Source organism: Kitasatospora sp. NPDC001664, assembly GCF_053596675.1.
On the sequence record NZ_JBSFGS010000013.1, the window covers coordinates 149,676 to 160,991 of the forward strand.

The 11,316-nt window shown below is 74.8% G+C and carries 10 protein-coding genes; 7 read left to right on the plus strand and 3 right to left on the minus strand.

All coding sequences use genetic code 11. The annotated features are described in order from the left end of the window. Position 1: 1 nt before the first annotated feature. Positions 2-892 (minus strand): GNAT family N-acetyltransferase, encoded by an 891-nt coding sequence (locus ACWCYY_RS20195; protein WP_449796830.1) that lies wholly within the window; start codon positions 890-892, stop codon positions 2-4. A 60-nt stretch (positions 893-952) separates the two neighbouring features. After that, positions 953-1,702 (minus strand): VOC family protein, encoded by a 750-nt coding sequence (locus ACWCYY_RS20200; RefSeq protein WP_345285832.1) that lies wholly within the window; start codon positions 1,700-1,702, stop codon positions 953-955. Between the two features lie 131 nt (positions 1,703-1,833). Here ACWCYY_RS20200 and ACWCYY_RS20205 point away from each other — a divergent pair, with 131 nt between their 5' ends. Next, positions 1,834-2,475 (plus strand): TetR/AcrR family transcriptional regulator, encoded by a 642-nt coding sequence (locus tag ACWCYY_RS20205; RefSeq protein WP_449796831.1) that lies wholly within the window; start codon positions 1,834-1,836, stop codon positions 2,473-2,475. A gap of 513 nt (positions 2,476-2,988) precedes the next feature. Continuing rightward, a complete protein-coding gene (locus tag ACWCYY_RS20210) occupies positions 2,989-3,312 on the plus strand; it encodes a hypothetical protein (RefSeq protein ID WP_449796832.1) in 324 nt (107 codons plus the stop codon). 69 nt (positions 3,313-3,381) lie between these two features. Here ACWCYY_RS20210 and ACWCYY_RS20215 read toward each other — a convergent pair whose 3' ends face one another. After that, positions 3,382-4,200 (minus strand): isocitrate lyase/PEP mutase family protein, encoded by an 819-nt coding sequence (locus tag ACWCYY_RS20215; protein WP_449796833.1) that lies wholly within the window; start codon positions 4,198-4,200, stop codon positions 3,382-3,384. A 293-nt stretch (positions 4,201-4,493) separates the two neighbouring features. Here ACWCYY_RS20215 and ACWCYY_RS20220 point away from each other — a divergent pair, with 293 nt between their 5' ends. The 5 genes from ACWCYY_RS20220 to ACWCYY_RS20240 all read left to right on the plus strand — a co-directional run bounded on the left by ACWCYY_RS20220 (position 4,494) and on the right by ACWCYY_RS20240 (position 11,313). Continuing rightward, positions 4,494-5,138 carry a GNAT family N-acetyltransferase gene (locus tag ACWCYY_RS20220; protein ID WP_449796834.1) on the plus strand — a complete coding sequence of 215 codons (645 nt, stop codon included), beginning with the start codon at positions 4,494-4,496 and terminating at the stop codon, positions 5,136-5,138. Between the two features lie 165 nt (positions 5,139-5,303). Further along, on the plus strand, positions 5,304-7,463 hold the full coding sequence (locus ACWCYY_RS20225) for a hypothetical protein (RefSeq protein ID WP_345285842.1): 2,160 nt from the start codon (positions 5,304-5,306) through the stop codon (positions 7,461-7,463). A gap of 90 nt (positions 7,464-7,553) precedes the next feature. Further along, the gene (locus ACWCYY_RS20230; RefSeq protein WP_345285844.1) at positions 7,554-8,099 is read left to right on the plus strand and encodes a WXG100 family type VII secretion target; all 546 of its coding nucleotides are present in this window, start codon (positions 7,554-7,556) and stop codon (positions 8,097-8,099) included. A gap of 38 nt (positions 8,100-8,137) precedes the next feature. Then, on the plus strand, positions 8,138-10,474 hold the full coding sequence (locus ACWCYY_RS20235; RefSeq protein WP_449796835.1) for a WXG100-like domain-containing protein: 2,337 nt from the start codon (positions 8,138-8,140) through the stop codon (positions 10,472-10,474). Positions 10,475-10,482: 8 nt separating this feature from the next. Next, on the plus strand, positions 10,483-11,313 hold the full coding sequence (locus ACWCYY_RS20240; protein ID WP_449796836.1) for a hypothetical protein: 831 nt from the start codon (positions 10,483-10,485) through the stop codon (positions 11,311-11,313). The last annotated feature ends 3 nt before the right edge of the window (positions 11,314-11,316 follow it).

Below are 11,316 nucleotides of genomic sequence, written 5' to 3' on the forward strand. Positions count from 1 at the left end.
CTCAGCCCAGGTCGAGCTGGTACTCGTGGGCGACGTGGGTGGGGAGGTAGCCGAGGGCGTCGTTGACGTGGCGCATGTGGGGGTTGTTGTCGGCGGTGTCGGTGAGGAGGCCGTCGAGGCGGGGGTGGTGGTCGCGGGCGGCGAGGATCGCGGCGGACTTCATCCAGCGGGCGAGGCCTTGGCCGCGGTGGGCGGGGAGGACAGCGGTGCCGTAGTGCTGGGCGTCGCCGGTGCCGTCGGCGGGGACGACGAGTTCGGTGAAGCCGACGACGCTGCCGTCCGCGGTGGAGACGGCGGCGACGGTGTGGAGGGTCTCGCCGCGGGCGGCGACGGCGACGGCCGCGGCGTGGACGCGGTCGAGGTCCCAGACGACGGTGCCGTAGTCGACGGCACCCATCGGCATGTCGTCCATCGCGGTGCGTGAGGCGACGTAGGTGTCGGCGAGGTCCTCGGGGACCCGGCCCTCCCAGGAGGTCAACCGGTAGCCCGGGTGCGGGGATCGGGCGGCCGCCTCGAGCGCCGGCAGATCGGCGTCGGCCAGGGCGAGGCGGGCGTAGGTGAGGGTCAGGGCGACCCGGAAGCCGCGGGCGGCGAGGAAGGCCTGCCCGGGGGTGCCCTCCTCCGCCTGGGCGATGACGCTGCGTCGGCCGTCGGCGCGGGCGGCCGCCACGACGGCGGCGAGCAGCTCGGTGCCCACCCGCCGGCGCCGCTCGGCGGGGTGGACCCGCAGGTCGAGTTCGGCGAGGTGGCGCTGGCCCTGCTTGTCGAACAGGCGGAGGGCGGCCGACCCGACGGGGTTGCCGTCGGCGTCGGAGGCCAGCCAGGTCAGGCGGCGGCTGGCGGCACCGGGGGCCTGCTCGGCGTCGGTCAGGGCGGTGATGCGGAGGGACAAGCTGACTCCGTTGCTGGCGGTCGTGCGGACGGCGTGCTCAGGAAGGGTACTGACGGTACGTCACTGCGCCCACGGCAGACCCCGGGTGCCCTCGGTGCCCGCCACGGAGGCGACGCCGTCCGCGCGCATCGCGACGTGGGCCTCGGCGTCCCGTGGGGCGTGCACCCGGCGCGGCAGGTCGGGCGGCAGGACGAGGGTGTGGCCCGCCGGGACGGTCTCGGTGCGGCCCGAGTGGCTGACCTCGAGCGCGCCGGCGGTCACCGTCCAGACCTGCTCCCGGCTGACGGCGTGCTCGGGGCCGGTCTGACCGGCCGTCATGGCGACGGTCCAGGTGCTGAGTTCGGAGCTGCCGCGGCTGGGCGCGGCGAGGCCGGTCATCCGGGCGTTCGGCGTCTCGGTGACGTGCTCGGCGGCGGGGGCGACGACCCGGGCGGTCGGCGGCTCGGCCCCTTCCGGGGTGGCCCACTCGACCAGTTGGACGACGACGCCGTTGGGGTCGGTGAGCTGGAACAGCCGCTCGCCCCAGGGCTCCTCGCACAGCGGGAGGGTGATCGGGGCGCCGGCCTCGCGCAGCCGCCGCTCCTCCCCGTCGAGGTCGGTGACGGTGAGCGCGAGGATCAGCCCGGTGGCCCGCTGGTGACGCTGCTCGGGCGGGAGCACCTCGGTGCCGGTGCGCAGCAGGACGACATCGGCGGCGGCGTCCTCGCGGCCGAGCGAGACGAAGCCCTCGGCAGCGACGGTGACCCGGTACCCGAGGTGGGTGCAGAGGAACTCGCGGGAGGCGTCCACGTCGTCGACGGTGAGGGACACGGTGGTGGTGGTGACGTTCAGAACTGCTCCTCAGTTGGGGTTACTCGGACTAACTTTGCGACGGACGTAACTTTAGGGCGGGCATAGCCAGTAGGGCAAGCATAATTTTGCGTCGGGGGTAAGATTTTCCCGTGACGACCGAACCGGGGCTCCGTGAGTCCAAGAAGCAGGAGACCAGGCAGCTGATCTCCGACTGTGCGACCAGGCTCTTCGTCGAGCAGGGCTTCGAGCAGACCACCATCGCCGAGATCGCCGCCGCCGCCCGGGTGGCCAAGAAGACGGTCACCAACTACTTCGCCCGCAAGGAGGACCTGGCCCTCGACCACCACGCCGAGTTCACCCAGGGCCTCGCCCGGGCCGTCGCCGAGCGCGGACCGCAGGACGCGCCGCTGACGGCCCTCGGCCGGACCTTCCGGGCCGCCCTGCTGGCGCACGACCCGGTGGTCGGCTTCACCGGCCCGACCTTCGCCAGGATGGTCGCCGACAGCCCGACCCTGACCGCCCGGCTGCGCGAGCTGCACGACCTGCGCGAGGAGGCCCTGGTCATCGCCCTGGCCGAAGCCGCCCCGCCGAACACGCCGTCCATCGCCCCCCGGGCCACCGCCGCGCTGATCGCGGCCTCCGACCGGCTGCTGTTCCGCCGCATCCAGAAGCTCACCCTGGCCGGCCGCAGCGACGACGAGATCGAGGCCGCGCTCCTCCCCGAGGCCGACCACCTGTACGCCCTGCTGTCCGCCGCCGTCGCCAACGACCCGACCGGCACGCCCTGGTGAACCCGTCTCAGGGACGGGCGCACGGTCTCCCGCGCGACACGCCCACCACCTCCGGGGTGCGCTCTACGTCACTGGGTGGAATGCCGCCCCGGACCCGTGACCCCGTCGGCGAGTGGTAGTTGGACCCGGCGTGACAGAGCCTGCGCATACCGGCCCCCTGCCCGTGGCCCCTCTCCCCTGGACGACGGTCCAACCCCTGCTCGCGGCGTTGACGGCGGCAGGGGTCCCCCTGCGGACCGGCGACCTGGAGCAGTTGAGACTCGCGGCGGTGATCGGCCCCGACTTCGCCCGGGTGCTCGCCCGGTGGATCCGGGACGCGCACACGGGATCAGGGGCAGGCACCGGGACCGGAGCGGGGACGGGCACGACCTCGGCGCCGCTGCCGTCCGGCCCGGTGCTTCGGAGCATCGCGCCCCGGCCCGAACGGCCCGCACTCGGCGGACCGTCACCGACCGTCCGGAACCTGCAGGCCTCCTGACCGACCGCACCCCCACCACGACCGACGGACCGGACATGCCTCTGATCAACGAACCTCGCCGCTCCCGGAGCGAGTTGGCGCACCCCTCTGCGCACACCGCGACGCACTCGTCGGCGCACTCATCGGCGCACTCCGCGCACCGGCAGGGCGAGCCGTCCGAGCGCGCCGACGCCGGCCTGACGACCGGTCACCAAGCCGCGGCGCAGCTGCTCGGCCTGCGCGAGGTGGCCCTGCCGGCCGCCGTGGTCGCGGCGGCCGACCTGCTGCTGGACGACGCGCTGCACAGCGAGGACCCGGTCACCCGTGAGGCCGCCGCCGTCACCCGGGGGAGGTTGCGGGCCGCGCTCGGCCTGCACTGACGCCGGGCGGCAGGCGGCAGGCGGCAGGCGGCAGGCGGTTCAGCCGACCGGCCGCAGCCGCCGAACCGCTCAGCCGACGGGCGGCTCGCCGAGCAGGACCGCGTTGACGGCGGCCCAGTCGAGCTGACCGGCCAGCTCGGCCGAGGTCCCCGCGCCCAGCAGCTCGCGGGCCGCGCGCTCGGCGAGGGAGTACGCCGCCTCGGCGATCGAGGAGCCGGCACTGACCCGGGCCGCACCGGCGGCGGCGTACTCGGGGACGGTGAGCGTGCCGGGGCCGGTCAGTACGTTCACGGGGACGTCCACCGCGCCCACCAGGGAGCGGAGTTCGTCCGCGTCCAGGGCGCTGAGGACGAAGACGCCGTCGGCTCCGGCGGCGGTGTAGGCGTGCGCACGGCGGACGGTCTCGTCGAGGCGGGCCGCGCCGGGCGGCAGGCGGTGGGTGTCGATGCGGGCGTTGAGGTAGAGCGGGATCCCGGCGGTGTCGGCCGCCTCCCGCGCGGCGGCGATCCGTTCGGTCTGCTCGGCGACGGGGCGGAGGGTGTCCTCCAGGTTGATGCCGACGGCGCCGGCCTCCAGCACGCCGGTGACGGTGCGGTGGACGCCTTCGGGTTCCTCCGCGTAGCCGCGTTCGATGTCGGCGGTCACCGGCAGGTCGGTGGCGGAGGCGATCCGGGCGATGGCGGCGAGCGCCGGTCCGCGCTCCAGCCGTCCGCCGTCGGGGGCGCCCAGGGACCAGGCGACGCCCGCGCTGGTGGTGGCGATCGCCCGCGCTCCGGCGCGTGCGACCAGGAGTGCGGAGGCGACGTCCCAGGCGTTCGGCAGGACGAGCGGGCGGCCGGGCACGTGCAGGGATCGGAAGACCCGGGCCTTGTCGAGGAGTGTCGGCATGCGGGCATTCCATCACGCGCCTTCACGCGCCTTGACGCGGTCCGGGCGTGACCACCGTCACCGCCGAACGGGCCCTGGTGGCGACCCCCGCGAAACCTCCACATCGGTGCCCGGGGGCGTTCCTGCCCTGGTCGGCGCGGTGCGCCCCCGGGCTGGGGGCCGTTCCGTGTGCTGACGAGTGGTCAGACTCTGTCGACAAATCGCTCTTCCGGGGGTCGAGTTGACCTTACCCACAGGTAGGGGCGGGTCGAGCCGGGTTGATTGACCGGCTTCAAGGTGCTTCGATACGGGCCATGGGGAGGAACCGAGGCGCCACCTGTTCGCTGAGCACGGTGAAAGCGCTCTCAGGTCTGCGCGACGGCCAGGTGCTGATCCGCAGACCTCAGGAGCGGGACGCCGACACGCTGCTGGCCGGGTCGCACGACCCGCTGGTGCGCGAGTTCATGCAGGGCATCCTCAGCCACCCCGACCGCGAGTCGGCCGTCCGCTGGATCACCGAGGTGGCACCCCGGCTCTGGGAGGCCGACCGGGCCGCGTACTTCGCGGTGGCACTGGCGGCCGAAGGCGGGCCCGCGGAAGAGGGTGAGCCCGAGGCCGAGCCCGAGGCCGAGGGCGGGCCCGCGATCGGACTCGCCGAGCTGGTGGACCTGAGACCCGAGGAGGGCGCGGCCGAGATCTCGTTCTGGCTGCTCCCCGAGCACCGGCGGATGCGCACCGCGGCCTCCGCGATGCGGCTGGTCTGCCGTTTCGGCTTCGAGGAGCTGGGGCTGCGGCGGATCGACGCCTACGCCGCCGCCGAGAACATGGGGGTGCAGGTGGTCGGGGCCTCCATCGGCTTCCGCCGGACCGGCTTCCGCCCCGCGCTGTTCCGCAGCTCCCGCACCCAGGAGCTGCGCGACGCCGTCTACGCGACCCTCGTCCCCGAGGACCTCTGCTGAGCGACGACCGCTCCGTGCAGGGTGCGTTCACCCGTCAGTGCGCGGTCCGTTCGTCGCACGTTGGCTCCACGCACGCTCGCTCCACACACACTCGTTCCACGAGTACTTGATCTACGCGCATCGCGCGGCTGGTTTGTCCATGTACCAGGGCTGGGGGTTCGGAAGATGTCGGGACCGGTGGAGTTCTCGGTCGGCGGGGAGCAACTGCCGGGAGGCAGGCTCGAACTGACCCTTGATCAGGTGGGCGCGCTGCGGGTGCGCCACCGCAGCGGCGACACCGAGGTGGTGCGCACCGCCACGGTGGACCCGGCGGTGCCCGCCCGGGTGCTGAACGCGCTTCGAAACGCCGGCCCCGGAACCGGCGGCGGGGTCGCCGAGGCCCGGCGGCTGACGCTCGGCGAACTGGCCTGGGCCGACGGCACCGACACCCCCGTCCCCGGCATCGCCCGGCTGCTGGAGGCGCTCGCCGGCCAGCTGATCCGCCCCGAGGCACCGGCCCAACTTCCGGGCAACCTGGTGCAGTTGGCGGCCGTCGACCCGGCCGAGGCCGCCCCGACGGCCGCCATCGGCACCGTCTCCGGCCGCCCCGCGTTCGCGCTGGCGGTCGCCGGGCGCGGCTTCGGCCTGGCCGAACTCGCGGACGGCGGAGCCTCCCTGGGCGACTCGGACGAGGAGGCCGGACTGCTGCCGACCGCCGTGGCGCTGGGCCGGGTCGCCGAGCGGGACCTCTTCGCGGTCGGTGCGCAGGACGGGGCCGTCCAGGTCTGGGACGCCACCACCGGGGCCCTGCTGCACGGGACTTCGGGCGGCGAAGGCGCGCAGGTGGTGGCCGCCGCGGTGGTCGAGGGCGTGCCGCTGGCGTTCTCCGGCGGCCGTGAGGGCGAAGTCCGGGCCTGGCGGGCCGAGGACGGCAGGGGCCTCGGGCTGCTCGCGGTGAACGGCCGCGGCGCCTCCGCCGTGGTCCACGCGAACTGTGCCGGGCTCGACCTGGTGGCGGCCGCGGGCAGCGGTGACCACAGCATCCGGGTCTGGGACGCGGCGGCGGGCGCCCGCCTGCACCTGCTGGTGGGCCACACCGAGCGGGTCACCTCCCTCGCGGTGCTCTCGCTGGGCGACCAGGCGGTACTGGCCTCCGGCGGCGTGGACCGGGAGATCCGGCTCTGGGACCTGGCCACCGGCGAGCCGCTGGCGGTCCTGGCCGGCCACTCGGCCACCATCACCGGCCTGGCCTTCACCGAGCTGGCCGGCGAGCCCGTGCTCGCCTCCTGCGCGCTGGACGGCACCGTGCGCACCTGGGACGTCTACCAGGGCACCGGCCTGAACGGCTGGGCCACCGGCGGCGCCTGGCTGACCGCGCTCGCGGTGGTGCGGCAGGGCGCCGGCTCGGCGCTGGCCGTCGGTGACGAGCGCGGTCGGATCCGGCTCTTCGACCCGGCCGACGGAACGGCGCTGGCGACCTGGGAGCCGGCCGGCCCCGCCACCGGCCCCCGCCCGCTGAACGCCCTGGCCACCGCCGTGCTCCCGGACGGCACCCAGGTGCTGGCCGCCGGGTACGGCGACGGCACCCTCCGGCTCTGGGAGGGAGGCCTCGAACGGCTCCAACTCGCCGAGGACGGCGGAGCGGTGAGCTCCGTCGCGGCGACCGACGGCCTGCTGGTCTGCGGCACCGTCACCGGCGCGGTGCGCTGCCACCGCCTCCCCGACGGCGCCCCGGTCTCGGTGCCCACCCCGCACACCGGCCCGGTGACCAGCCTGGTGCTCGGCGAGACCACCCTGGTCTCCGGCGGCGCGGACGGCGTGGTGCGGGTGCGCGGCGCGCTGGACGGCGCACCGCTGCTGCGGCTGGCGGCCCATCAGCAGGGCGTCACCGCGCTGGCGCTCGGCCCGCAGCTGCCCCGCCCGCTGCTCGCCACCGCCGGCGGCGACCGCACCGTCCGGATCTGGGACGCCGTCAGCGGCGCGCCGGGCCCGGTCGTGGACGGCCTGACCGCCCCGGTGGCGGCGCTGGCCTTCGCCACCCACGCCGGACGTCCGGTGGTGCTGGCCGGCACGGCCGACGGCGCCGTCCGGGCCTTCGACGCCGAGAGCGGGCAGGCCGTCACCGAACTGTCCGGGGGTGCGGCCCGGGTGCGCACGCTGGTCTGCCAGGAGATGGACGGCGAGGCCCTGGTCGCGGCCGGGGACGAGCGGGACACCGTGCGCCTGTGGCACCTGGGCAGCGGCACGCTGCTGAACGAGGCGCCGCTGGACCGCGCGCCGCTGGCCATCTCGTTCACCGAGACGGGCCTGTACGTGGTCGGCCCGGGCGGGGCCGTCACGCTCTGACGTCACGTCAGGTCATTTGGCGCGGCGAATAGTTGATGGTCGGCGGACTGGGCCGCCGACCACCGGTGGGGCAACGAGCGAGGGGTGGAAATGGCGGAGGGGAAGAAATTCCGGGTCGACCTGGAACAGGTCGAAGCGGCGGCGAAGATGATCCAGACCATGCTGGACGATCTGGAGGCGCCCACGGCGCAGCTGAAGGCGGCGGTGGAGCAGATCAAGCCGACGGTCTACGGCAGCGACCGGCTCGCCAAGTCGCTGACCGGCAGCACGGGTTCGGTCGGCGGTCTGTCGGACCACCAGAAGCAGGTGCTGGACGGCATCCAGAAGTTCCTCGCCAACAGCGCCCAGGTCGCGGCCAACCTGCGCACCGTGGTCGCCAACTACCGCAGCGTGGACGAGTCGAACGCGACCTCGCTGCGGGCCATCGAGGGCGCGGACGCGACCGTCGCCCCGGTCAAGCCGGACCCCCGGAGCAAGCCGGTCACGGTGGTCGTCGCGGGCGAGACCGGCGGACCGGTCACCGCCAACTCCACCTTCAACTCGGCCGACGCGCCGACGCTCGACTACAACGAGTGGGACGACCCGGAGCCCCCGCCGCCGCACCCCTCCGGTGGTAGCGGACCGAAGCTCGCCTGACCCCTGCCCGTGTCGACCCTCGCAGAAGGACGGACACCGTGATCCAGCTGCCCCCCGACCTGGCAGAAGTGCTCAAGGTCATCCAGAGCAACGAAGACGGGAAGGCCATCGTCTTCCCCGACGCCAACGAAGACCTGATCGGCGACCTGGCCCTCGCCTGGGAGAAGTGGAACACCTTCGCCGAGACCCGGGTCGGCGCCATCGTGGCCAACGCCAAGCTGGCCATGGAGGCCATGGAGGGCGAGGCCGCCGAGAGCTTCGCGGGCTACCTCCGCAAGTTCTGCGAGGGCGACGCCTCGCACGTCACCACCACGGTCACGGCGGCGAACGCCATCGCCCAGTCGCTGCGCGGCGCCATCGAGGCGGTCACGCAGACGAAGAACGAGATGATCCGCGAGCTCCAGTACACGAAGGAGTACATCGAGGACAACCCGGCCGGCAAGAACGACGACATCGCCAAGTCCGAGGGCATCAAGGAGGCCGTGGCCACCTACAACACGTACGTCGGCCAGGTCGGCAACAACGTGGACTCGATGCTCCGTCAGGGCTCGGGCCACTTCCAGGCGATGACGGCGGCCGCCGAGGTCGCCTCGCTCACCGGCGGCAGCGGGGGCGGCGGAGGCGGAGGCGGCACCGGAGCACCGCCGCGGACCGGCCTCGACGGGGTCTCGACGGTCAACGCGCCCAACGTGATGCAGACCGGGCTCACCATGCCCGGCGGCGTCGGCGCCCCCGCGCCGGTGGACATCCAGGGCTTCAACCCGGGCGGCGTGGGCCCCGGCGGCCTCGGCGGCCCGGGCGGCCTCCCGGGCGGCGGCACCGGGATGCCGGGCGGTGCGCCCGGCGGTGGCACCGGCGGCGCACCCGCCCTGCAGCCGTTCAAGATGCCGACGGCACAGGCGCCGACCCCGTTCAGCAGCGCCAGTCCCGCCCTGTCGCGCTCCCTCGGCAGCGGTTCCCCGGGCAGCTTCGGCAGCGGCGGGACCGGAGGCTCCTCGCTCGGCCCGGACGGGAAGCCCTCGTTCAAGCTGCCGTCGGCCGGCACCCCCGGCGGCCTCACCCTGGCGGGGCACCAGCCGCCGAACACCGAGGGCACGACCACGGGACAGCTGCGGCCGATGACGGCGCTGCGCCCGTTCACCCCGGGCGGGTCCGAGCCCGGCAGCATCGGTGGCATCGGCGGCCTCCCGCTCGGCAGCCGCGGCGGCACCGGCGGCACGCCGCTCAGCCCGCTGACCGGCCGCCCGGCCGGTCTGCCCGGCGGCACCCTGCCGAGCCGTTCAACTCCCTCGACCTTCTCACCCGGTGGACGCACGCCCGGCTCGATCGGCGGCTCCGGCGGAACCGGTTCCCGGATCGGTGGTGGCGGCTCCCTGGGCGGCAGCGGCCTCGGCGGCGGCGCCCGGGTCGGCGGCGCGGGTGGCGGCGGGTCCGCACTCGGTGCCTTCAACCCCGGCGGCGGACGGTCCGCGGGCGGCCTCGGCGGCAGCGGCGCGCACCCGCTCGGCACGCCCACGACGGCGGGCGGCGTCGGCGGCCGCGGTATCGGCGGCACCTCCGGTACCGGCCTCGGTGCGGGCGGCGTCGGTGCGTCCGGCGCGGCCGGTGCGGCCGGAACGTCCGCGCGAGGCATGGCCGGTGGCGGCATGCCCGGCATGCCCGGGATGGGGGCCGGGCACGGTGGTTCCGGCGCGGGCAAGTCCGGCTCGCGATTCGTCCGACCGACCCGCTTCGGCGTGGAGGAGGACGAGGAGGAGCCGGTGGCGCTGCGCGATGCCGGGATCCTCGGCCAGGCCGTCCACCACGACCCGCAGGACCGGCACTGGCAGCGGATGCGGCAGCGCTGGGTCGAGGAGTCGGGCATGGCCCCGGCTCCCGAGCCCGTGCACACCGCCGTGGCGGGTGTCGGGCAGGAGGCACCGGCGGCGGGTGGCGACTTCATGAGCCAGCTGAGCGCCGCCGTGCTGGGGCCGGAGGCTGCGGCCACGCTCAACGCGACGTCGGAGTCGGGCGGTTCGGGCTCCGGTTCGGGCGCGGGCTCGGCCTCGGGTGGCGAGACCACGGCCACGCCCGCAGCCGGCACCACGGGTTCCTCCGACGACGCGTACCTGGAGCGTGCCCGGTCGGTGGCCGAGCGGCGCGGTCGCACCGACGAGGACGCGCCCACCCTCGAACCGGCGGCAGCAGCGGCGCCCGCCGCTCCGGCTGACGGTCCGCCACCGCTCCGCGAGGAGGGCGGCTTCCAGGTGCCGACGCCGTTCATGCGGGCGGCACTCGCCCGGCTCGCCACCTCGGGGGGCTTCCCCGAGGGCAGCGGTGAGGCACCCGCCGCCCCGGCCGGCGCGTCCGGCGCGGCCACCGGCCAGGGACGCTGAGGAGCGATATGGAAGAACAGGAACTGAGGCGCACCGAGGCGGTGGCGGCCACCGAACCGGTGGCCGCCCGGGTCGCGGCGGATGCCGTCCAGCCCGCCGAGCCCCTCCAGGCGCGGCTCCAGCCGATGCAGATGGCCGAACCCGTGCAGGCCACCGCCCGGTTGGAACCCATGCAGATGGCCGAGCCGGTGCAGAGCACTGCCCGGTTGGAACCCATGCAGATGGCCGAACCCACCCGGGTCACCGAGCCCCTGCGGGCCACGGACCGGTTGACGCCGCTGGAGCCGACGCACGCCACGGACCGGCTGGCACCGCTGGAGCCGATGCAGGCGGCCGAGCCCCTGCGGGCCCGGGTCGCCGCCCAGCCTGCGGAGCAGGTCAAGCGGGTGGCGCAGTCCGCCGCTCCGTCCGGCGGGCCCGATGCCGGGCAGGGCTTCAACGTCGACCCCGAGAAGTACCGCGCGGCGGCGGGCCCGGTGCTCTCGGCGTCGGACCAACTCACCGAGCTGACGCGAGGGTTGACCGCCTACATGTCGGGGATGAGCGCCCGCGCCCCGTGGGGCAACGACGACTCGGGCGAGAAGTTCGCCAACGGCGAGAAGGGCTACCTCACCTACAGCGGCAAGGTGTTGGAGGGTCTCGGCAACCTGCCCGCCGCGCTCAAGTACATCGCGGACGGCCTCAAGGTGATGGCCGAGAGCTACGACAACGCCGAGGAGGGCCTGAAGACCGGCCTCACCTCGATGGAGGCCGAGCTGCCCGAGACCGCCCTGTTCCACCCCGACCTCGCCATGCGGGACATCGCCAAGGGACGTCCCCACCACACCGGAAGGCCCTGATAG